18 protein-coding genes are annotated in these 21,737 nt (G+C 59.2%); all 18 read left to right on the top strand.

The window, feature by feature from the left end:
- The first annotated feature begins 81 nt into the window (after nucleotides 1–81).
- The 18 genes from pyrH to kdsA all read left to right on the top strand — a co-directional run bounded on the left by pyrH (nucleotide 82) and on the right by kdsA (nucleotide 21,620).
- A complete protein-coding gene (gene pyrH / locus ACM6G4_RS13520) occupies nucleotides 82–825 on the top strand; it encodes a UMP kinase (protein WP_056720982.1) in 744 nt (247 codons plus the stop codon).
- The gene (gene frr, locus ACM6G4_RS13515; RefSeq protein ID WP_008000041.1) at nucleotides 822–1,379 is read left to right on the top strand and encodes a ribosome recycling factor; all 558 of its coding nucleotides are present in this window, start codon (nucleotides 822–824) and stop codon (nucleotides 1,377–1,379) included. The genes pyrH and frr overlap by 4 nt, the downstream gene beginning before the upstream one ends.
- 13 nt (nucleotides 1,380–1,392) lie before the next feature.
- Nucleotides 1,393–2,148, top strand: a complete 756-nt coding sequence (gene uppS / locus ACM6G4_RS13510; RefSeq protein WP_046041127.1) for a polyprenyl diphosphate synthase — start codon at nucleotides 1,393–1,395, stop codon at nucleotides 2,146–2,148.
- Nucleotides 2,148–2,954 carry a phosphatidate cytidylyltransferase gene (locus tag ACM6G4_RS13505; protein WP_056720980.1) on the top strand — a complete coding sequence of 269 codons (807 nt, stop codon included), beginning with the start codon at nucleotides 2,148–2,150 and terminating at the stop codon, nucleotides 2,952–2,954. The genes uppS and ACM6G4_RS13505 overlap by 1 nt, the downstream gene beginning before the upstream one ends.
- Nucleotides 2,951–4,141, top strand: coding sequence for a 1-deoxy-D-xylulose-5-phosphate reductoisomerase (gene ispC, locus ACM6G4_RS13500; RefSeq protein WP_056720978.1), 1,191 nt, complete (start codon nucleotides 2,951–2,953; stop codon nucleotides 4,139–4,141). Before ACM6G4_RS13505 ends, ispC begins: the two co-directional genes overlap by 4 nt.
- A gap of 53 nt (nucleotides 4,142–4,194) precedes the next feature.
- A complete protein-coding gene (gene rseP / locus ACM6G4_RS13495) occupies nucleotides 4,195–5,547 on the top strand; it encodes a sigma E protease regulator RseP (protein WP_414913868.1) in 1,353 nt (450 codons plus the stop codon).
- Between the two features lie 74 nt (nucleotides 5,548–5,621).
- Nucleotides 5,622–8,012: an outer membrane protein assembly factor BamA gene (gene bamA, locus ACM6G4_RS13490; RefSeq protein ID WP_056720974.1), complete on the top strand. Its 2,391-nt coding sequence runs from the start codon at nucleotides 5,622–5,624 to the stop codon at nucleotides 8,010–8,012.
- Nucleotides 8,013–8,057: 45 nt separating this feature from the next.
- Nucleotides 8,058–8,561, top strand: a complete 504-nt coding sequence (locus ACM6G4_RS13485; protein WP_056720972.1) for an OmpH family outer membrane protein — start codon at nucleotides 8,058–8,060, stop codon at nucleotides 8,559–8,561.
- 3 nt (nucleotides 8,562–8,564) lie between these two features.
- Complete coding sequence (gene lpxD, locus ACM6G4_RS13480; RefSeq protein WP_414913867.1) at nucleotides 8,565–9,620, top strand: UDP-3-O-(3-hydroxymyristoyl)glucosamine N-acyltransferase; 1,056 nt, start codon at nucleotides 8,565–8,567, stop codon at nucleotides 9,618–9,620.
- A gap of 108 nt (nucleotides 9,621–9,728) precedes the next feature.
- Nucleotides 9,729–10,169 (top strand): 3-hydroxyacyl-ACP dehydratase FabZ, encoded by a 441-nt coding sequence (gene fabZ / locus ACM6G4_RS13475; protein ID WP_007978374.1) that lies wholly within the window; start codon nucleotides 9,729–9,731, stop codon nucleotides 10,167–10,169.
- On the top strand, nucleotides 10,166–10,942 hold the full coding sequence (lpxA, locus tag ACM6G4_RS13470; protein WP_056720968.1) for an acyl-ACP--UDP-N-acetylglucosamine O-acyltransferase: 777 nt from the start codon (nucleotides 10,166–10,168) through the stop codon (nucleotides 10,940–10,942). The genes fabZ and lpxA overlap by 4 nt, the downstream gene beginning before the upstream one ends.
- A gap of 2 nt (nucleotides 10,943–10,944) precedes the next feature.
- Nucleotides 10,945–12,075 (top strand): lipid-A-disaccharide synthase, encoded by a 1,131-nt coding sequence (gene lpxB, locus ACM6G4_RS13465; RefSeq protein WP_414913866.1) that lies wholly within the window; start codon nucleotides 10,945–10,947, stop codon nucleotides 12,073–12,075.
- Between the two features lie 11 nt (nucleotides 12,076–12,086).
- The gene (rnhB, locus tag ACM6G4_RS13460) at nucleotides 12,087–12,713 is read left to right on the top strand and encodes a ribonuclease HII (protein ID WP_056720962.1); all 627 of its coding nucleotides are present in this window, start codon (nucleotides 12,087–12,089) and stop codon (nucleotides 12,711–12,713) included.
- Between the two features lie 77 nt (nucleotides 12,714–12,790).
- Nucleotides 12,791–16,312: a DNA polymerase III subunit alpha gene (gene dnaE, locus ACM6G4_RS13455; protein ID WP_414913865.1), complete on the top strand. Its 3,522-nt coding sequence runs from the start codon at nucleotides 12,791–12,793 to the stop codon at nucleotides 16,310–16,312.
- 139 nt (nucleotides 16,313–16,451) lie between these two features.
- Nucleotides 16,452–17,399 carry an acetyl-CoA carboxylase carboxyltransferase subunit alpha gene (locus tag ACM6G4_RS13450; RefSeq protein ID WP_008052761.1) on the top strand — a complete coding sequence of 316 codons (948 nt, stop codon included), beginning with the start codon at nucleotides 16,452–16,454 and terminating at the stop codon, nucleotides 17,397–17,399.
- 135 nt (nucleotides 17,400–17,534) lie between these two features.
- Nucleotides 17,535–18,863: a tRNA lysidine(34) synthetase TilS gene (gene tilS, locus ACM6G4_RS13445; protein WP_414913864.1), complete on the top strand. Its 1,329-nt coding sequence runs from the start codon at nucleotides 17,535–17,537 to the stop codon at nucleotides 18,861–18,863.
- Nucleotides 18,864–19,137: 274 nt separating this feature from the next.
- Nucleotides 19,138–20,769, top strand: coding sequence for a CTP synthase (locus ACM6G4_RS13440; RefSeq protein WP_056720956.1), 1,632 nt, complete (start codon nucleotides 19,138–19,140; stop codon nucleotides 20,767–20,769).
- A 5-nt stretch (nucleotides 20,770–20,774) separates the two neighbouring features.
- Nucleotides 20,775–21,620 carry a 3-deoxy-8-phosphooctulonate synthase gene (kdsA, locus tag ACM6G4_RS13435; RefSeq protein WP_056720954.1) on the top strand — a complete coding sequence of 282 codons (846 nt, stop codon included), beginning with the start codon at nucleotides 20,775–20,777 and terminating at the stop codon, nucleotides 21,618–21,620.
- The last annotated feature ends 117 nt before the right edge of the window (nucleotides 21,621–21,737 follow it).

The raw sequence follows: 21,737 nt of genomic DNA, 5'->3' as shown, positions 1-21,737 counted from the left end.
AAGCAGCGCCAAGCTAGATTGAACGCCAGCTGTAAACAGCTCGCAAAGAATTTTTAAAATACGCCGCAGGAGAGATTCGCAATGGCTCAGCAGGGCAGTGGTTATCAGGCTCGCTATAAACGCATTCTACTCAAGCTTAGCGGCGAGGCCCTGATGGGCTCGGAAGAGTTCGGGATCGATCCGAAAGTTCTGGATCGCATGGCATTGGAAGTTGGCCAACTGGTCGGCATCGGTGTTCAGGTCGGTCTGGTTATCGGTGGTGGCAACCTGTTCCGCGGTGAAGCGCTGAGCAAGGCTGGCATGGACCGTGTCACCGGCGACCACATGGGCATGCTGGCCACTGTGATGAACGCCCTGGCCATGCGCGACGCTCTCGAGCGCGCCAACATCTCGGCCATCGTGATGTCCGCTATTTCCATGGTTGGCGTGACCGATCACTACGATCGTCGCAAGGCCATGCGCCACCTGAACTCCAAGGACGTGGTGATTTTCGCGGCCGGTACCGGCAACCCGTTCTTTACGACGGATTCGGCAGCCTGTCTGCGTGCAATCGAAATCGATGCCGACGTCGTGCTCAAGGCGACCAAGGTCGATGGCGTCTACACCGCTGACCCGTTCAAAGACCCGCATGCCGAGAAGTTCGATCATCTGACTTATGATGAAGTGCTGGATCGCAAGCTGGGTGTGATGGATCTGACGGCCATTTGCTTGTGCCGCGACCACAAGATGCCACTACGCGTATTTAACATGAACAAGCCCGGCGCCCTGCTGAATATCGTACACGGCGGCGCTGAAGGGACCCTGATCGAGGAAGGCGCACAATGATCAACGAAATCAAGAAAGACGCTCAAGAGCGCATGCAGAAATCCGTGGAGTCGCTGGCGCACAACTTCGGCCGCATTCGTACCGGCCAGGCGCACCCGAGCATCCTGGAAGGCGTGATGGTGCCGTACTACGGCTCCGACACCCCGATCAAGCAAGTGGCCAACATCACCGTCAAGGACGCCCGTACCCTGCAAGTCGTTGCTTTCGAGCGCAACATGCTGGGTGCCGTCGACAAGGCGATCGGTAGCGCGGGTCTGAACCTGAACCCGACCAACCTCGGCGAACTGCTGCTGATCTCCATGCCTGCCCTGACCGAAGAAACCCGCAAGGGCTTCACCAAGCAGGCTCGTGACGTCGCTGAAGATGCCCGTGTTGCCGTGCGCAACATCCGTCGCGATGCCAACAGCCAGCTCAAGGATCTGGTCAAGGAAAAAGAGATCAGCGAAGACGAGGAGCGTCGTGCGACTGGCGAGATCGATGATCTGACCAAGAAGTTCGTGGCTAAAATCGACGCGGACCTGGCGCAGAAAGAAAAAGACCTGATGGCCGTATAAGGGTCGCGTTTTCATGGAAAAGACCAAGCAGTCTGCACCGTCCGCGGTGCCGCGCCATGTCGCGATCATCATGGATGGTAACAATCGCTGGGCGAAAAAACGCTTTATGCCGGGTGTCGCCGGGCATAAAGCGGGCGTGGATGCGGTGCGTGCCGTCATTGAAGTTTGTGCCGAGGCCAAGGTCGAAGTGCTGACCCTGTTCGCCTTTTCCAGCGAGAACTGGCAGCGTCCGGCCGATGAGGTCAGCGCTTTGATGGATCTGTTCTTCAAGGCGCTGCGTCGAGAGGCCAAGCGCCTCAACGACAACAACATCAGCCTGCGCATCATTGGCGATCGCTCGCGTTTTCATCCAGAGCTGCAGGCTGCCATGCGTGAAGCCGAGGCAATGACGGCCGGCGCCAATCGATTTGTCCTGCAGATAGCCGCCAATTACGGCGGTCAGTGGGATATCGCGCAAGCAGCGCAACGACTGGCGCGAGAGGTCCAGGCCGGACACCTGCGTCCGGAAGACATCACGCCCGATCTGCTGCAGACCTGCCTGGCCACGGGCGACCTGCCGCTGCCGGACCTGTGTATCCGTACCGGCGGCGAGCACCGCATCAGCAACTTCCTGCTCTGGCAGCTGGCCTATGCCGAGCTGTATTTCTCCGACCTGTTCTGGCCGGACTTCAAACACGATGCCATGCGCAATGCGCTGGCCGATTACGCTTCCCGCCAGCGCCGCTTCGGTAAAACGAGCGAGCAGGTCGAGGCTGGAGCCCGGGTTTAATGCTTAAACAACGAATCATCACCGCGCTGATCCTGCTACCGATTGCCCTGTGCGGGTTTTTCCTGCTTGAAGGTTCCGGTTTTGCACTGTTCATCGGGCTGGTCGTGACCCTTGGTGCCTGGGAATGGGCGCGTCTGGCGGGTTTTGCCGCTCAAGCGTTCCGCGTCGGCTATGCCGCTGTGGTCGCTTTGGCGCTGTTCCTCATGTACATCCTGCCCGGTCTTGCGCCTTGGGTATTGGGCGCTTCGGTGCTGTGGTGGGCAGTGGCGACGTATCTGGTGCTGACCTATCCGCGTTCGAGCGAGCATTGGTCCAATGCGGCGACCAAGTTGGTGATCGGCCTGCTGATTCTCCTGCCGGCCTGGCAAGGCCTGGTGCAGATCAAGCAATACCCGCTGGGTAACTGGCTGATCATGGCAGTGATGGTGTTGGTTTGGGGGGCCGATATTGGCGCCTACTTCTCCGGTCGTGCTTTCGGCAAGCGCAAGCTCGCACCGCAGGTCAGTCCGGGCAAAAGCTGGGAAGGCGTGTACGGTGGTCTGGCGTTGAGCCTGGTGATTACCACAATCGTTGCTTTGGTGCGCGACTGGACGGTGGCCGAACTGTTCAAGGGGTTGATCGGTGCCGCGCTGATCGTGTTCATTTCGGTGGTGGGTGATCTCACTGAAAGCATGTTCAAGCGTCAATCCGGGATCAAGGACAGCAGCAATCTGCTTCCGGGTCACGGCGGCGTGCTGGATCGTATCGATAGCCTGACGGCAGCGATTCCGCTGTTTGCGGTGCTGCTGTGGATGGCCGCCCCGTGAGCCGCCCGCAACAGATTACCGTTCTGGGCGCGACCGGCTCGATTGGCCTGAGTACGCTCGACGTCATCGCTCGTCACCCGGATCGATATCAGGTCTTTGCCTTGACTGGCTTCACCCGCTTGAGTGAGCTGCTGGCGCTTTGCGTGCGCCATGTCCCGCGATTTGCCGTGGTACCTGAAGTCGCAGCTGCCCGTACCCTGCAGGATGATTTGCGCGCGGCGGGTCTTTCGACCCGTGTCCTGGTGGGCGAGGAGGGTTTGTGCCAGGTCGCTTCCGATCCGGAAGTCGATACGGTCATGGCGGCCATCGTCGGCGCGGCGGGATTGCGTCCGACACTGGCGGCGGTCGAGGCTGGCAAGAAGATCCTCCTGGCTAATAAAGAAGCGCTGGTCATGTCCGGCGCGCTGTTCATGCAGGCCGTGCGCAAGAGCGGTTCGGTGTTGCTGCCGATCGATAGCGAGCACAACGCCATTTTCCAGTGCATGCCGCTGGATTATGCCCGTGGCCTTGAGTCGGTCGGTGTGCGCCGGATTTTGCTGACGGCTTCAGGCGGTCCGTTCCGGCAGACGCCAATGGCTGAGCTGGCGCATGTTTCTCCCGATCAGGCGTGTGCTCATCCGAACTGGTCCATGGGGCGAAAAATCTCCGTGGACTCGGCCAGCATGATGAACAAGGGGCTTGAGTTGATCGAAGCCTGCTGGCTGTTCGATGCCAGGCCATCCCAGGTCGAGGTGGTGATTCACCCACAAAGTGTGATCCATTCGCTGGTCGACTACGTCGATGGTTCCGTTCTGGCACAGCTGGGTAATCCGGACATGCGCACGCCTATCGCCAATGCCCTGGCCTGGCCGGAGCGGATCGATTCGGGTGTGGCGCCGCTGGATCTGTTTGCCATTGCGCGGCTGGACTTCCAGGCGCCCGATGAAGAGCGTTTCCCTTGCCTGCGTCTGGCCCGTCAGGCGGCCGAAGCGGGTAACAGCGCGCCGGCCATGCTCAATGCGGCGAACGAAGTGGCGGTGGCGGCATTTCTCGACGAACGGGTTCGTTACCCGGAAATCGCGAGTATCATCGAGGAAGTACTGAATCTGGAGCCCGTAGTGGCTGTGGATGATCTCGATGCAGTGTTCACGGCAGACGCGAAGGCGCGATTGCTGGCCGGACAATGGTTGAGCCGTCACGGGCGGTAAATGCTGTGGATAGTTGGCCCACGCAGCAGCGGATAGGAATGCGGAGAAAGTAGATGAGCGCGCTCTATATGATTGTCGGCACCCTGGTCGCTCTGGGTGTGCTGGTTACCTTCCACGAGTTCGGCCATTTTTGGGTCGCGCGTCGCTGTGGGGTCAAGGTGCTGCGCTTCTCCGTAGGTTTCGGCATGCCTTTGCTGCGCTGGCATGACAAGCAGGGCACCGAATTTGTCGTCGCCGCCATCCCGTTGGGTGGCTACGTCAAGATGCTCGACGAGCGCGAGGGTGAAGTGCCGCTCGACCAGATCGACCAGTCCTTCAATCGCAAATCCGTTCGTCAGCGCATAGCCATCGTAGCGGCGGGGCCGATAGCCAACTTCCTGTTGGCATTGGTGTTCTTCTGGGCGTTGGCGATGCTCGGCAGCGAGCAGGTGCGTCCGGTCATCGGCGCTGTCGAGTCCGGCAGTATTGCAGCCAAGGCGGGTTTGAGCCCCGGCCAGGAAATCGTGGCCATTGATGGCGAGGCGACTTCCGGCTGGGCGGCGGTGAATCTGCAACTGGTGCGTCGCCTGGGCGAGAGCGGTTCATTGCAGGTATTGGTGCGCGAACAAGGCTCCACGACCGATTCTCCTCGTGAACTTGCGCTGGACAAATGGCTCAAAGGGGCTGATGAGCCCGATCCTATCCATTCATTGGGGATTCGTCCGTGGCGTCCGGCATTGCCGCCTGTCCTGGCCGAATTCGATCCAAAGGGGCCGGCTCAGGCTGCCGGCCTGAAGACCGGTGATCGGTTGCTGGCGCTTGATGGCCGTGCTCTGGATGACTGGCAGCAGGTTGTCGATACCGTCCGTAAGCATCCCGATACCAAAATCATGCTGCGGGTTGAGCGCGACGGTGCTCAAATCGACGTCCCTGTGACGCTTGCCGCTCGCGGCGAGAGCAAATCGCCCAGCGGTTATTTGGGGGCAGGGGTGAAAGCGATCGACTGGCCGCCGGAGATGATCCGCGAGGTCAGCTACGGGCCATTGGCAGCAATTGGCGAAGGGGCACGACGCACCTGGACCATGAGCGTGCTGACCCTCGATTCACTGAAGAAAATGTTGTTCGGTGAGCTCTCGGTAAAAAACTTGAGTGGACCGATAACCATTGCTAAAGTGGCGGGCGCTTCGGCCCAGTCGGGTGTTGCTGATTTCCTGAATTTCCTTGCTTATCTGAGTATTAGCTTGGGCGTTCTGAATTTGTTGCCCATTCCGGTACTGGATGGGGGGCATTTGTTGTTTTATCTGATCGAGTGGGTGCGTGGTCGTCCCTTGTCAGATCGGGTGCAAGGTTGGGGGATACAGATCGGCATCAGTTTGGTGATTGGGGTGATGTTGCTTGCTCTTGTCAATGATCTGGGTCGACTGTAACGCTTCGCTGAATTGCGAATCTGCCGCATTTTGCGGCAGTTTGTTTATTGCCAGTTGGAATAAGAAAGGACTTCATGAAACGTCTGCTGCTAACTGCGGTTCTCACCGTATTGATGATCGCCGAAGTTCACGCCGAGTCCTTCACTATCTCTGATATTCGCGTCAATGGCCTCCAGCGGGTCTCCGCGGGTAGCGTCTTTGGTGCTTTGCCGTTGAACGTCGGTGAACAGGCGGATGATCGTCGCCTGGTGGAATCCACTCGTGCGTTGTTCAAAACCGGTTTCTTTCAAGATATCCAGCTGGGCCGCGATGGCAACGTCCTGGTCATCACGGTAGTCGAGCGTCCGTCGGTCGCCAGTATCGAGATCGAAGGTAACAAGGCGATCTCTACCGAAGACTTGATGAAAGGCCTCAAACAATCCGGTCTGGCCGAAGGCGAGATCTTCCAGCGTGCCACCCTTGAAGGTGTGCGTAACGAACTGCAACGCCAGTACGTCGCCCAGGGTCGCTACTCGGCTACCGTCGACACCGAAGTGGTGCCACAGCCGCGTAACCGCGTCGGCCTGAAGGTCAACATCAACGAAGGCACCGTTGCGGCTATCCAGCACATCAACGTTGTGGGCAACACGGTTTTCCCTGATGAAGACCTGATCGACCTGTTCGAACTCAAGACCACCAACTGGTTGTCGTTCTTCAAGAACGACGACAAGTACGCCCGTGAGAAACTGTCCGGTGACCTGGAGCGCCTGCGTTCCTACTACCTGGACCGTGGCTATATCAACATGGATATCGCTTCGACCCAGGTCTCCATTACGCCGGACAAGAAGCACGTCTACATCACCGTCAACGTCAACGAAGGTGACAAGTACACCGTTCGTGACGTCAAGCTCAGCGGTGACCTGAAAGTCCCTGAAGACCAGGTCAAGTCCCTGCTGCTGGTGCAAAAAGGCCAGGTGTTCTCGCGCAAGCTGATGACCACCACCTCCGAACTGATCACCCGTCGCCTGGGGAACGAGGGTTACACCTTCGCCAACGTCAACGGCGTGCCTCAACCGCACGAAGAAGATCACACCGTAGACATCCTGTTCGCGGTCGATCCGGGCAAGCGTGCCTACGTGAACCGCATCAACTTCCGTGGCAACACCAAGTCCGAAGACGAAGTGCTGCGTCGTGAAATGCGCCAGATGGAAGGCGGCTGGGCTTCGACCTACCTGATCGATCAGTCCAAGACCCGTCTGGAACGTCTGGGCTTCTTCAAGGAAGTCAACGTTGAGACTCCGGCCGTGCCGGGTGTCGATGACCAGGTGGACGTCAACTACAGCGTTGAAGAACAAGCCTCCGGTTCGATTACCGCCAGCGTCGGTTTCGCCCAGAGCGCCGGTTTGATCCTCGGTGGTTCGATCACCCAGAACAACTTCCTGGGTACCGGTAACAAGGTCAGCGTCGGCTTGACCAAAAGCGAATACCAGACCCGCTATAACTTCGGTTTTGTCGACCCCTACTGGACCGCCGACGGCGTGAGCCTGGGTTACAACGCGTTCTACCGCACCACTGACTATGACGAACTCGATACCGACGTCGCCAGCTACGCCGTGGACAGCCTGGGTGCCGGTGTGAGTGTCGGTTATCCAATCAGCGAGACTTCGCGTCTGACCTTCGGCCTGAATGCGCAACAGGACACGATCAAGACTGGCGTTTACACCGTCGACGAGATCTTCGACTTCGTTAACCAGGAAGGCGACAAGTACCTGAACTTCAAGGCTTCGGCCGGTTGGTCCGAGTCCACCCTGAACAAAGGCGTTTTGGCGACTCGTGGTCACTCCCAAAGCTTGACGGCGGAAGTCACTGTGCCGGGTAGTGACTTGTCGTTCTTCAAACTCGACTACCGTGGTCAGTTGTTCCAGCCGCTGAGTGAAAACTACACCATGCGCCTGCACACCGAATTGGGTTATGGCGACGGCTACGGTTCGACCGAAGGCTTGCCATTCTATGAAAACTACTATGCTGGTGGTTTCAACTCGGTTCGTGGCTTCAAGGACAGTACACTGGGGCCGCGTAGTACTCCGAGCCGCGGCGCACTCGAAACGGGCAACCCGGGTACTCTTGCTGACCCGGACCAGGATCCACTGCCGTTCGGTGGTAACGTCCTGATCCAGGGTGGTGCAGAGATTCTGTTCCCGCTGCCGTTCGTCAAGGATCAACGATCCCTGCGTACCTCGGTATTCTGGGATGTGGGTAACGTATTCGACTCCAAATGCGAGCAGACGACCAACACCAACCCTGCGTCGAAGTCCAATACGCAGTGTAACGATGTCAGTCTGAGCAACATGGCCAGTTCTGTCGGTGTGGGAGTGACCTGGGTCACCGCACTGGGGCCTCTGAGTTTCGCCCTGGCCATGCCAGTCAAGAAACCGGATGACGCTGAAACTCAAGTGTTCCAATTCTCTCTCGGCCAGACGTTCTAAGCGTCTGACCCAAGATAACGACAATGAATTTTGTAGGAGTGCATCGTGCGTAAGTTGACTCAATTGGTTCTCCTGGCCAGCGTACTGGTCGCTGGTCCGGCGTTCGCCGACATGAAAATTGCTGTTCTGAACTATCAGATGGCTCTGCTGGAGTCCGACGCGGCCAAGAAATACGCCGTGGATGCCGAGAAGAAGTTCGGTCCTCAACTGACCAAGCTCAAGTCGCTGGAAACCAGCGCCAAGGGCATTCAGGATCGTCTGATGGCCGGTGGCGACAAAATGCAGCAGGGCGAGCGTGAGCGTCTGGAGCTTGAATTCAAGCAAAAGGCCCGTGACTTCCAGTTCCAGTCCAAGGAGCTGAACGAAGCCAAAGCCGTTGCCGACCGTGAAATGCTGAAGCAGCTCAAGCCGAAACTGGACAGCGCTGTGGAAGAAGTCATCAAGAAAGGTGCTTTTGACCTGGTCTTCGAGCGTGGCGCAGTGATTGATGTCAAACCTCAGTACGACATCACTCGCCAGGTTATCGAGCGCATGAATCAGCTGAAGTAACCCATGACCGTGACCATTAAGCTCGGCCAACTGGCCGAGTTCCTCGGCGCCACGCTACGTGGCGACCCCGAGAAAGCAATTACTGGGCTAGCCACCTTGCAGGAGGCTGGCCCAGCTCAGTTGAGCTTTCTTGCAAACCCCCAATACCGCAAGTACCTGGCAGGCAGTCAGGCAGCAGCCCTGTTGCTCAAGGCCGCTGACGCCGAAGGTCATGGCGGGGATGTGCTGGTGGTGCCGGATCCGTATGCAGCCTACGCGCGTGTTTCTCACCTGTTCGATCCCAAGCCCAAGGCGGCGGCCGGGATTCATCCGACGGCGGTGATCGCGGCGGATGCGGTTGTCGACCCGGCGGCGAGTATCGGCGCTTTTGTGGTGATCGAAAGCGGTGCGCAGGTGGCAGCCGGTACGACTGTCGGCGCGCATTGCTTCATTGGCGCTCGCAGCGTGGTGGGCGAGGGTGGCTGGCTCGCGCCGCGAGTGACCTTGTATCACGACGTGCGCGTCGGCAAGCGTGTCGTCATTCAGTCCGGTGCGGTGCTCGGCGGCGAAGGCTTCGGTTTTGCCAATGAAAAAGGTATCTGGCAGAAAATCGCCCAGATCGGTGGTGTGCTGATCGGCGATGATGTTGAAATCGGCGTGAACACGGCTATAGATCGCGGTGCGTTGGCCGATACCGTCATCGGTAACGGCGTGAAGCTCGATAACCAGATTCAGATTGCCCACAACGTTCAGGTGGGCGATCACACCGCCATGGCGGCGTGCGTCGGGATCTCCGGCAGCACCAGAATCGGCAAGCATTGCATGCTCGCCGGTGGCGTAGGCCTGGTGGGACACATCGACATTTGCGACAACGTTTTCATTACCGGGATGACCATGGTGACCCACTCGATTACCGAGCCAGGCGCCTATTCTTCCGGTACGGCCATGCAGCCGGCAGCCGAGTGGCGCAAAAGCGCGGCACGTATCCGTCAGCTCGATGACATCGCGCGACGTCTGCGACAGCTGGAAAAGCAGGCAGGGGAAGTGACCCCTGACGGTAATGCTTCATCAGAAGGCTGATACCATTTCCATATCAAGTGCGCGCAGCCGCTAGACTGCGTCCCTGATTTGCTAGTGGGGCGTGCGCCCGTCGCGCGCCCCCAATCTTTACATAGGCTTCCCCCCGAAATGATGGACATCAACGAGATTCGCGAATACCTGCCTCACCGTTACCCGTTCCTGCTGGTGGACCGGGTAGTGGAGCTGGATGTTGAAGGCAAGCGCATTCGTGCCTACAAGAATGTCAGCATCAACGAACCGTTCTTCAATGGTCACTTCCCTGCGCATCCAATCATGCCGGGCGTATTGATCATCGAGGCAATGGCTCAGGCTGCCGGAATCCTTGGTTTCAAAATGCTTGACGTGAAACCGGCCGACGGCACGCTCTATTACTTCGTCGGTTCCGACAAGCTGCGCTTCCGCCAGCCGGTATTGCCGGGTGATCAGTTGATCCTTGAAGCCAAGTTCATCAGCTGCAAGCGTCAGATCTGGAAGTTCGAATGCCAGGCTTCGGTCGATGGCAAGCCTGTCTGCTCGGCTGAGATCATCTGTGCGGAACGCAAGCTATGAGTTTGATTGACCCTCGTGCAATCATCGATCCGACAGCCGTTCTGGCTGACGGCGTCGAGGTCGGCCCGTGGTCGATCGTCGGCGCAGGTGTGGAAATCGGCGAGGGGACAGTCATCGGGCCGCACGTGATTCTCAAGGGCCCGACCCGAATCGGTAAGCACAATCGCATCTACCAGTTTTCCTCGGTGGGCGAAGATACACCTGACCTTAAGTACAAGGGCGAGGAAACCCGCCTGGTGATCGGTGATCACAACGTCATCCGTGAAGGCGTGACGATTCACCGTGGCACCATCCAGGACCGCTCGGAAACGACCCTGGGCGATCACAACCTGATCATGGCCTATGCCCACATCGGCCACGACAGCGTTATCGGCAACCACTGCATCCTGGTCAACAACACCGCACTGGCGGGCCATGTGCATGTGGAAGACTGGGCGATCCTCTCCGGTTTTACCCTGGTTCACCAGTATTGCCACATCGGCGCCCACAGCTTTTCAGGCATGGGTACGGCGATCGGCAAGGATGTTCCTGCCTATGTCACGGTGTTCGGCAACCCGGCTGAAGCCCGGAGCATGAACTTCGAGGGCATGCGCCGTCGGGGCTTCAGCGAAGATGCGATCCACGCGCTGCGTCGTGCCTACAAGATTGTCTACCGCCAGGGCCTGACCGTGGAGCAGGCGCTTGCCGAACTCGCCGAGCCTTCTGCGCAATTCCCGGAAGTAGCGGTGTTCCGCGACTCCATCCAGTCTTCGACTCGCGGCATCACTCGCTAACCATGGCCAATCTGCGTATTGCGCTGGTAGCGGGTGAAGCTTCCGGTGACATTCTGGGTGCGGGCCTCATGCGTGCGCTCAAGGCTCGTCACACTGCCGTCGAATTCATTGGTGTTGGCGGTCCGTTGATGCAGGCAGAAGGCCTGACCTCGTATTTTCCGATGGAACGTCTGTCCGTCATGGGCCTGGTGGAAGTGCTGGGCCGGTTGCGCGAGCTGCTTGCAAGGCGCAAGAAGCTGGTCGCCGACCTGATCGACGCGAAACCCGATGTGTTCATCGGTATCGACGCGCCCGACTTCAACCTCAATATCGAACTCAAGTTGCGCCAGGCCGGGATCAAGACCGTGCATTACGTCAGCCCGTCGGTCTGGGCCTGGCGGCAGAAACGCGTGCTGAAGATTCGCGAAGGCTGCGACCTGATGCTCACGCTGTTCCCGTTTGAAGCCAGATTCTACGAAGAGAAAGGCGTGCCGGTGCGGTTCGTCGGCCATACCCTGGCCGACGCCATTCCACTCCAGGCCGATCGCGCTGCTGCGCGATCCGAACTTGGCTTGCCCGACGGGCCGCTGGTGGCGTTGATGCCCGGCAGCCGCGGCGGTGAAGTTGGCCGGCTCGGTGCGTTGTTTCTCGATACGGCCCAGCGCTTGCGTGCGCTGCGCCCGGGGGTGCGGTTTGTCATGCCTTGCGCCAGTGCGCAACGTCGTGCACAGCTGGAAGAACTGTTGGCCGGTCGCGATCTGCCGCTGACCCTGCTCGATGGCCAGTCTCATCTGGCCCTGGCAGCGTGCGATGCGGTGTTGATTGCCTCCGGCACTGCAACGCTTGAAGCGCTGCTGTACAAGCGGCCGATGGTGGTCGCCTATCGCCTGGCGCCGCTGACGTTCTGGATTCTCAAGCGCATGGTGAAAAGCCCCTATATTTCGTTGCCGAACCTGTTGGCCCAGCGTCTGCTGGTGCCCGAGTTGTTGCAGGACGATGCCACGGTCGAAGCGCTGGCCCAGACCTTGTCGCCGCTGATCGAGGGTGGCGAAGAGCAGACCCGCGGTTTTGACGAGATACACCGGACCCTGCGTCTGGATGCCTCCAACCAGGCTGCGGACGCAGTGCTGAACCTGATCGGCCAAGTAAAATGAGTAAACCGAATATGCAGATGGGGCTGGATTTCACCTTGGTCGCTGAAATCGAAGAGTTGGTTGCCGGTGTCGATGAAGTGGGTCGCGGCCCGCTCTGTGGCGCGGTGGTGACGGCGGCAGTGATCCTTGATCCGAATCGCCCGATCCTTGGCCTGAACGACTCGAAGAAACTCACCGAAGCCCGTCGCGAAAAGCTCTACGACGAAATCTGCGAAAAAGCCCTGAGCTGGTGCATCGCTCGCGCCGAGGTCGAAGAAATCGATGAGCTGAATATCCTGCACGCCACCATGCTGGCCATGCAGCGCGCGGTCGCCGGGCTGCACGTTCAGCCGAAGCTGGCGATGATCGACGGCAACCGTTGCCCGAAACTGCCGATGCGTTCCGAAGCCGTGGTCAAGGGCGATAGCAAGGTCCCCGCTATCGCCGCCGCATCGATCCTGGCGAAGGTCAGCCGTGATCGTGAAATGGCCGCATTCGAATTGATCTACCCGGGCTACGGCATTGGTGGGCACAAAGGCTACCCGACCCCCGTTCATCTGGAAGCGCTGGCACGGCTCGGGCCGACCCCGATTCATCGGCGTTCGTTTGCCCCGGTGCGTCTGGCGTATGAGGCGCTAGAGAGCGTCGTAGAGAGTTAGTCGCAAGGCTGATTTTTTTTACCAAGGCCCGGTACAATCCGGGCCTTGTTGTCTTCATGTTTACAGACAGGATCACTATGCCGGCTTCATTCGTTCACCTACGCCTGCACACTGAATACTCCCTGGTCGACGGTCTGGTGCGGATCAAACCGCTGGTCAAGACCCTGGTTGGCATGAACATGCCTGCCGTAGCGGTCACCGACCAGAACAACATGTGTTCCCTGGTCAAATTCTATAAAAACGCCATGGGTGCCGGGATCAAGCCGATCTGCGGCGCTGACCTGTGGCTGTCGAACAAGGATCCGGACAACCCGCTGAGCCGGATCAGCCTGCTGGTGATGAACGCCGAAGGCTATCGCAACCTTACCGAGCTGATTTCCCGCGGTTTCATCGATGGTCAGCGCAATGGCGCGGTCATCATCGAGCGCGAATGGGTTGCTGAAGCCAACTCGGGCTTGATCATGCTGTCGGCGGCCAAAGAAGGCGAGATCGGCCAGGCCATGCTCAGCGGCAACCCCGCCGAGGCCGAAACCCTGGCGCGGGAATGGATGGAAGTGTTTCCGGATCGTTTCTATCTGGAAATCCAGCGCACCAATCGCCCCAACGATGAAGAGCAGCTGCACGGCGCCGTGGCCCTGGCCGAGAAGCTCGGTGCGCCGCTGGTGGCGACCAACGATGTGCGCTTCATCAAGCAGGAAGACTTCGCCGCCCACGAAACCCGTGTGTGCATCGGTGAGGGCCGTGCCCTGGACGACCCGCGGCGTTCGAAGAACTACAGCGATCAGCAGTACCTCAAAAGCGCCGAGGAAATGGCCGAGCTGTTCAGCGACATTCCCGAGGCGCTGGAAAACACCGTCGAGATCGCCAAGCGCTGCAACATCGAAGTGAAGCTGGGGACGCACTTCCTGCCCAACTTCCCGATCCCCGATGGCATGACCATCGACGAGTACTTCCGCAAGGTGTCCTTCGACGGCCTGGAAGAGCGCCTTAGTGTTCTGCTGCCCAAAGACACCACCGAAGACTACGAAGCCAAGCGTCAGGTCTATGTCGACCGACTGAATTTCGAACTGGATATCATCATCCAGATGGGGTTCCCCGGTTACTTCCTGATCGTGATGGACTTTATCCAGTGGGCCAAGAACAACGGCGTACCGGTAGGTCCTGGCCGGGGGTCGGGTGCCGGATCGCTGGTGGCCTACGTACAGAAGATCACCGACCTCGATCCGCTGGAATACGACCTGCTGTTCGAACGCTTCCTCAACCCGGAACGGGTATCGATGCCCGACTTCGACGTCGACTTCTGCATGGACGGTCGTGACCGGGTAATCGACTACGTAGCCGAGAAGTACGGCCGCAATGCCGTAAGCCAGATCATCACCTTCGGTTCCATGGCGGCGAAGGCTGTGGTCCGCGACGTGGCACGGGTGCAAGGCAAGTCCTATGGCCTGGCGGATCGTCTGTCGAAGATGATTCCGTTCGAAGTCGGCATGACCCTGGAAAAAGCCTATGAGCAGGAAGAGATCCTGCGCGACTTCATCAAGGTCGATGAAGAGGCCGCGGAAATCTGGGAGATGGCCCGCAAGCTCGAAGGCGTTGTGCGTAACGTCGGCAAGCACGCCGGTGGTGTGGTTATCGCGCCGACCAAGCTGACCGACTTCTCGCCGATCTATTGCGACGAAGCCGGTGACGGCCTGGTAACCCAGTTCGACAAGGATGACGTCGAGGCGGCTGGCCTGGTGAAGTTCGACTTCCTCGGCCTGCGAACGCTGACGATCATCGACTGGGCGCTGAAAACCATCAACCGCGACCGCGCCAAGGTCAACGAGCCGCCGCTCGACATCGCGTTCATCCCGCTGGACGACAAGCCGACTTACACACTGCTGCAAAAAGCCGAAACCACGGCGGTGTTCCAGCTTGAATCCCGCGGCATGAAAGAGCTGATCAAAAAGCTCAAGCCCGACTGCCTGGAAGACTTGATCGCACTGGTGGCGCTGTTCCGTCCGGGCCCGCTGCAATCGGGCATGGTGGACGACTTCATCAACCGTAAGCACGGTCGCGCCGAGTTGGCGTATCCGCACTCGGACTACCAGTACGAAGGCCTCAAGCCGGTACTGGCACCGACTTACGGCATCATCCTGTATCAAGAACAGGTGATGCAGATTGCCCAGGTCATGGCCGGTTACACCCTCGGTGGTGCGGACATGCTGCGTCGAGCCATGGGTAAGAAAAAACCCGAGGAAATGGCCAAGCAGCGCGGTGGCTTCATTGAAGGTTGCGCCACCAACAATATCGACGCGGACCTCGCCGGTAACATCTTCGACCTGGTGGAAAAGTTCGCCGGTTACGGCTTCAACAAATCCCACTCCGCCGCCTATGGCCTGGTGTCGTACCAGACCGCATGGCTGAAGGCGCACTACCCGGCGCCGTTCATGGCCGCGGTACTCTCGGCGGATATGCACAACACCGACAAGGTCGTGACCTTGATCGAAGAAGTGCGGACCATGAAGCTGCGTCTCGACGCGCCGGACGTGAACACGTCCGAATTCAAGTTCACGGTGAACGACGAAGGCCGGATCATTTACGGCCTGGGCGCCATCAAGGGCGTGGGTGAAGGCCCGGTCGAGGCGATCACCGAAGCGCGTCTGGCCGGTCCGTTCAAGGATCTGTTCGATTTCTGCGCACGGGTCGACCTCAAGCGTATCAACAAGCGCACCCTCGACGGTTTGATCCGCAGCGGTGCACTGGATCGCCTCGGGCCGTATTTCCACGACGAGCAGAAAGCCTACCAGGCCAACATCGACCGCAATCGGGCGGTGCTGCTGACCGCCATGGAAGAGGCGATCAAGGCGGCCGAACAGACCGCGCGTACGCAGGACAGCGGTCACTCCGACCTGTTTGGCGGTCTGTTTGTCGAAGAAGACGCCGACGTCTACGCGAACCACCGCAAGGCCAAGGAACTGACCCTCAAGGAGCGCCTGAAAGGGGAGAAAGATACCCTCGGCCTGTACCTGACCGGTCACCCGATCGACGAATACGAAGGTGAAATCCGTCGCTTCGCCCGCCAGCGCATCATCGACCTGAAACCGGCGCGTGATACCCAGACTGTTGCCGGGATGATCATCGCCTTGCGGGTGATGAAGAACAAAAAGGGCGACAAGATGGGGTTCATCACCCTCGACGACCGCTCCGGAAGGATCGAGGCCTCGCTGTTTTCCGAAGCGTTCCATTCCGCGCAGTCGCTGTTGCAGACCGACGCGATGGTGGTGGTCGAAGGCGAAGTCAGCAACGACGACTTCTCCGGTGGCCTGAAGTTGCGGGTCAAGCGGGTGATGAGCATGGAGGATGCGCGTACCAATCTGGCCGAAAGCTTGCGCCTGAAGTTGCATGCCAAGGACCTCAAGGGCGATCAGCTACGCTGGCTGGGTGAACTGTTGAAGCGTCACCGCGGCGCGTGCCCGGTCACCATGGACTACACCAGCCCCGATGCGAAGGCCATGTTGCAGTTCGGCGAAGGCTGGCGAATCGATCCGGCGGATGCGTTGATTCAAGCCCTGCGTGACCAGTTCGGGCGAGACAACGTCTTCCTCCAATACCGTTGACGGTCAGTGCTATCAGATTGCCCTGACCTCGACCTGAATTTTTAATCTCGACCTCAACGCGCCTGTCCCTTAAGGTAGGGCGCGAATAGACAACCGGCCGGCCCAAGAACCCTTGGGACTCGACCCAAGACGGACGCCTATGAACCCGAATTTTCTAGATTTCGAACAGCCGATCGCCGACCTGCAAGCCAAGATCGAAGAGTTGCGCTTGGTCGGTAATGACAATTCGCTGAATATCGGCGATGAGATCTCCCGCCTGCAGGACAAGAGCAAAACGCTGACCGAAGACATCTTCGGCAAGCTGACCAGCTGGCAGATCGCACGTCTGGCGCGTCACCCGAAACGTCCGTATACCCTGGACTACATCGAACACATCTTCACCGAGTTCGACGAACTGCACGGTGACCGTCACTTCTCGGACGACGCTGCCATCGTTGGCGGCATTGCCCGTCTGGACGACAAGCCGGTGATGATCATCGGCCACCAGAAAGGCCGTGAAGTGCGCGAGAAAGTTCGCCGCAACTTCGGCATGCCGCGTCCGGAAGGCTACCGCAAGGCGTGCCGCCTGATGGAAATGGCCGAACGTTTCAAAATGCCGATCCTGACCTTCATCGACACCCCGGGCGCTTACCCTGGCATCGACGCTGAAGAGCGCAACCAGAGCGAAGCGATTGCCTGGAACCTGCGTGTCATGGCTCGCCTGAAAACCCCAATCATCGCCACCGTGATCGGTGAGGGTGGTTCCGGTGGTGCACTGGCGATCGGTGTCTGCGACCAGCTGAACATGCTGCAATACTCGACCTACGCTGTGATCTCGCCGGAAGGTTGCGCTTCGATTCTGTGGAAAACCGCCGAGAAAGCGCCGGATGCCGCAGAAGCGATGGGCATTACCGCCGAGCGCCTCAAGGGCCTGGGCATCGTGGACAAGGTGATTGGCGAGCCATTGGGCGGCGCGCACCGTGACCCGGCTGCCGCAGCCGCATCGATCCGCGCCGAACTGAGCTCGCAACTGGCGATGCTCAAGAAGTTCGATAACAATGCGCTGTTGAAGCGTCGTTATGATCGACTGATGAGCTACGGTCTCTAAGCCGAACACGCAGTGCCCATGTGTGGGAGCGGGCTTGCTCGCGAAAGCGGTATGACAGTCAACGGGTACGTTGAATGTTGATCCGCCTTCGCGAGCAAGCCCGCTCCCACATTTGATTTGTGCAAGGTGATGGATATGAGTCGGTCCAATATTGATCTGCCTGCCAGACTCTTGTTGAATCTTGCCTCGTGGCGCAATGCTGCGACCTGGCGCATCGCCTTCTCCGGCGGCCTTGACTCCACTGTCCTGCTGCACCTTCTGGCAACTCTCTCCAAAACCGAATCCCTGCCGGCGCTGAGCGCCATCCATGTCCATCATGGCCTTCAAGCCGTGGCCGGTGCGTGGCCGGAACATTGTCGTGCCGTGTGCGCTGCGCTGGGTGTGCCGCTGCAAGTGGTTCGCGTGCAGGTGCAACCGGGTGCCAGCCTTGAACGTGCAGCCCGGGATGCGCGTTATCAGGCCTTCACTGAAACCGTTCAGGACAACGAAGTGCTACTGACGGCCCAGCACCGCGACGATCAGGCGGAAACCCTGCTGTTTCGCTTGTTGCGCGGAGCCGGGGTGCGCGGATTGTCCGGGATGCCGCGTCAGCGCCCGTTGGGCAAGGGGCATCTGCTGCGGCCATTGCTGGAAGTCACGCGGGCTGAACTGGAGGCTTATGCCAATGTGCATGGCTTGAGCTGGATCGAAGATCCCTCGAACCAGGATCGGCAGTACTCGCGCAATTACCTTAGGCATCAAGTCTTGCCCGTGCTGATCCAGCGCTGGCCGCAAGCGGTGGCGACCATGGCCCGCAGCGCGGCGCATTTGACTGAAGCGCAGGGGCTGCTCGAAGAACTGGCGGACTTGGATCTGCATAAGGCCAGTTCTGCCAGTGAGTTCGCTTGGCTGGGATTGCGATCCCTTGAACTGGCGCCCCTTGCGCAATTGTCTGATGCCCGGCAGCGCAACGCCTTGAGTCATTGGCTCGGACCGTTGAGCCGCTTGCCGGATACTGACCATTGGTCGGGTTGGGAGGATTTGCGCGATGCCACCGGCGATGCCTGCCCGGTGTGGCGGCTGGCCGATGGCGAACTGCATCGGTCGGGCGGGCGGATCTGGTGGCTGTCCGGCCACTGGCTGCGGCCTCTGCCCGTCGCCGGGGCGTGGCTGGATCCGGCGTCACCGCTGGCTATCCCGGGCAATGGAATGCTTTGGCTCACCGGCCAAATCCCCGATGGCCCGCTGCATATCCGCTATCGTGAAGGGGGAGAGATCATGGCATTGCCAGGCCGCGGCCATCGGGACTTGAAACGTTTGCTCAATGAAAGCGCTGTACCGTCCTTCGTACGCGGCAGATTGCCGCTGCTCTACAAAGACGGGCAACTGCTGGCGGTAGCGAACCTCAAGGGGCTCGATGGTGGTGCACTCGGCGACTGGCATTTGCATTGGCGGCCACTGAACGAAGATCAAGGTTTGAGCTGAAAGGGGCTTTCCGGTAGACTACGCTCCCTTCTTGATACAACTTCTGTGGATTCGCTTGAATTGCAGGAGTTGCCGATTACCAAGCAGTCTTTGCTGGGCGATTCCAAAAAATGTGTAGCGAGCAACGAACCGGTGTTTCATTTTCCGGTCTGTCCCAACGCGGCGGTTTTTTTGAAAGGTGCACTGTGATTAATGCAGGTGATCGGGGGCTTCGGCCTTCCTTCGCTTTCCCCGGCGGCTCGGACCGCTTTAACGCAGACTTCTAGGGTTTTTCATGACGCGCTACATATTCGTCACGGGCGGTGTTGTTTCTTCATTGGGGAAAGGCATTGCATCGGCATCATTGGCGGCCATCCTGGAGGCGCGGGGACTTAAGGTCACCATGCTGAAGCTGGACCCGTACATCAACGTCGACCCGGGCACCATGAGCCCGTTCCAGCACGGTGAAGTGTTCGTCACCCACGACGGCGCCGAGACCGACCTGGACCTGGGCCACTACGAGCGGTTCATCCGCACGACCATGACCCAGAACAACAACTTCACCACCGGCCGTGTCTACGAACACGTCCTGCGCAAGGAGCGCCGTGGTGACTACCTGGGCGCAACCATCCAGGTGATCCCGCACATCACCGACGAAATCAAGCGCCGCATCATCAAGGGCGCGGGCGATGCTGACGTGGCAATGGTCGAGATCGGTGGCACCGTGGGTGACATCGAGTCGCAACCGTTCCTCGAAGCCATCCGCCAGCTGCGTTTCGAAGTCGGCGCCAAGCGCGCGATGCTGATGCACCTGACTCTGGTGCCGTACATCGCCACTGCCGGCGAAACCAAGACCAAGCCTACCCAGCACTCGGTGAAGGAACTGCGTTCCATCGGTCTGCAGCCAGATGTGCTGGTGTGCCGCTCCGATCACCCGATCGATATTTCCTCGCGTCGCAAGATTGCGCAGTTCACCAACGTTGAAGAACGTGCGGTGATCGCGCTGGAAGACGCCGACACCATCTACAAGATCCCGGGCATCCTGCACTCCCAGGGCCTGGATGATTTCGTCGTCGAGCGTTTCGGCCTGCAATGCGGCGGTGCCGATCTGTCCGAGTGGGAAGCCGTGGTCGACGCCAAGCTCAACCCTGAGCACGAAGTCACCATTGCCATGGTCGGCAAGTACATGGAGCTGCTGGACGCCTACAAGTCGCTGATCGAAGCGATGAGTCATGCCGGCATCAGCAACCGCACCAAGGTCAACCTGCGCTACATCGATTCCGAAGACATCGAAAACCAGGGCACCGCGCTGCTCGAAGGCGTCGACGCCATCCTGGTACCGGGCGGCTTCGGTCTGCGTGGCGTTGAAGGCAAGATCACTGCCGTTCAATACGCTCGCGAAAACAAGGTTCCGTACCTGGGTATCTGCCTGGGCATGCAAGTGGCCGTTATCGAGTTCGCACGTAACGTGATGGGCTGGAAAGACGCCAACTCCACCGAGTTCGATCGTGCAAGCGGTCACCCGGTCGTGGGCCTGATCACCGAGTGGGAAGATGCCACCGGCGCTGTCGAAACCCGCACCGAAACCTCCGATCTGGGCGGCACCATGCGTCTGGGCGCGCAGGATTGCCTGCTGGAGCCGGGTTCCCTGGTCCACGGTTGCTACGGCAAGGACGTGATTGTCGAGCGTCATCGTCATCGCTATGAAGTGAACAACAACCTGCTGCCACAAATCATGGAGGCTGGCTTGAAAATCTCCGGTCGTTCCGGTGATGGCGCACTGGTCGAAGTGGTTGAAGCACCGGATCATCCATGGTTCGTGGCTTGCCAGTTCCACCCTGAGTTCACCTCGACGCCACGCGACGGTCACCCGCTGTTCAGCGGTTTCGTCAAGGCAGCGTTGGCTCAACACCAGAAGAAGGCGTAACCCCGATGGCACAGAAGATCATCCGCGTCGGCGACATCGAGATTGCCAACGACAAGCCCATGGTGCTGTTCGGCGGCATGAACGTGCTGGAAAGCCGTGACATGGCCATGCAGGTTTGCGAAGAGTATGTGAAGGTCACCGAAAAGCTCGGTATCCCTTACGTGTTCAAGGCCAGTTTCGACAAGGCCAACCGGTCTTCTGTGACCTCCTATCGTGGTCCTGGCCTGGAAGAAGGCATGCGCATCTTCCAGGACATCAAGCAAGCCTTCGGCGTGCCGATCATCACCGACGTCCACGAACCGGACCAGGCCGCGGTCGTCGCTGAAGTCTGCGACATCATCCAGTTGCCGGCCTTCCTGTCGCGCCAGACCGACCTCGTGGTCGCGATGGCCAAGACCGGCGCTGTGATCAACATCAAGAAAGCCCAGTTCCTCGCGCCTCAGGAAATGAAACACATCCTGAACAAATGCGTGGAAGCGGGTAACGATCAGTTGATCCTCTGCGAGCGTGGTTCGAGCTTCGGCTACAACAACCTGGTCGTCGACATGCTTGGCTTTGGCATCATGAAGCAGTTCGAATACCCGGTGTTCTTCGACGTGACCCACGCGCTGCAAATGCCTGGTGGTCGCTCCGATTCGGCCGGCGGTCGTCGCGCCCAGGTCCTCGACCTGGCAAAAGCCGGTATGAGCCAGTCCCTGGCTGGCCTGTTCCTGGAAGCCCACCCGGATCCGGACAACGCCAAATGCGACGGTCCTTGCGCCTTGCGCCTGGACAAACTGGAGCCATTCCTGGCCCAGCTCAAGGCTTTGGACGAACTGGTGAAGAGTTTTCCGACGGTAGAAACCGCGTAATCTTCAATTCTCCGGTAAAGTACCGCACGATTTAATGCCCAGGCCCTCGGGCCTGAGCCTTGTCGTCTGCAAGACTGCCCGCTGCACCTCACTTGCCGACGATCAAAGATTTCCTAC

The sequence above is a fragment of the Pseudomonas sp. IT-P258 genome (assembly GCF_949767825.1).
Lineage (GTDB): Bacteria > Pseudomonadota > Gammaproteobacteria > Pseudomonadales > Pseudomonadaceae > Aquipseudomonas > Aquipseudomonas monachiensis.
The sequence above is the reverse complement of the archived record's forward strand: the minus strand, read 5'-3'. Positions and strand labels throughout refer to the sequence as shown.

Excerpts from the sequence above, each read along its gene's own strand:
- pyrH (WP_056720982.1), top strand. The coding sequence starts at position 82 with ATGGCTCAGCAGGGCAGTGGTTATCAGGCTCGCTATAAACGCATTCTA.
- frr (WP_008000041.1), top strand. The coding sequence starts at position 822 with ATGATCAACGAAATCAAGAAAGACGCTCAAGAGCGCATGCAGAAATCC.
- uppS (WP_046041127.1), top strand. The coding sequence starts at position 1,393 with ATGGAAAAGACCAAGCAGTCTGCACCGTCCGCGGTGCCGCGCCATGTC.
- ACM6G4_RS13505 (WP_056720980.1), top strand. The coding sequence starts at position 2,148 with ATGCTTAAACAACGAATCATCACCGCGCTGATCCTGCTACCGATTGCC.
- rseP (WP_414913868.1), top strand. The coding sequence starts at position 4,195 with ATGAGCGCGCTCTATATGATTGTCGGCACCCTGGTCGCTCTGGGTGTG.
- bamA (WP_056720974.1), top strand. The coding sequence starts at position 5,622 with ATGAAACGTCTGCTGCTAACTGCGGTTCTCACCGTATTGATGATCGCC.
- lpxD (WP_414913867.1), top strand. The coding sequence starts at position 8,565 with ATGACCGTGACCATTAAGCTCGGCCAACTGGCCGAGTTCCTCGGCGCC.
- fabZ (WP_007978374.1), top strand. The coding sequence starts at position 9,729 with ATGATGGACATCAACGAGATTCGCGAATACCTGCCTCACCGTTACCCG.
- lpxA (WP_056720968.1), top strand. The coding sequence starts at position 10,166 with ATGAGTTTGATTGACCCTCGTGCAATCATCGATCCGACAGCCGTTCTG.
- lpxB (WP_414913866.1), top strand. The coding sequence starts at position 10,945 with ATGGCCAATCTGCGTATTGCGCTGGTAGCGGGTGAAGCTTCCGGTGAC.
- rnhB (WP_056720962.1), top strand. The coding sequence starts at position 12,087 with ATGCAGATGGGGCTGGATTTCACCTTGGTCGCTGAAATCGAAGAGTTG.
- dnaE (WP_414913865.1), top strand. The coding sequence starts at position 12,791 with ATGCCGGCTTCATTCGTTCACCTACGCCTGCACACTGAATACTCCCTG.
- ACM6G4_RS13450 (WP_008052761.1), top strand. The coding sequence starts at position 16,452 with ATGAACCCGAATTTTCTAGATTTCGAACAGCCGATCGCCGACCTGCAA.
- tilS (WP_414913864.1), top strand. The coding sequence starts at position 17,535 with ATGAGTCGGTCCAATATTGATCTGCCTGCCAGACTCTTGTTGAATCTT.
- ACM6G4_RS13440 (WP_056720956.1), top strand. The coding sequence starts at position 19,138 with ATGACGCGCTACATATTCGTCACGGGCGGTGTTGTTTCTTCATTGGGG.
- kdsA (WP_056720954.1), top strand. The coding sequence starts at position 20,775 with ATGGCACAGAAGATCATCCGCGTCGGCGACATCGAGATTGCCAACGAC.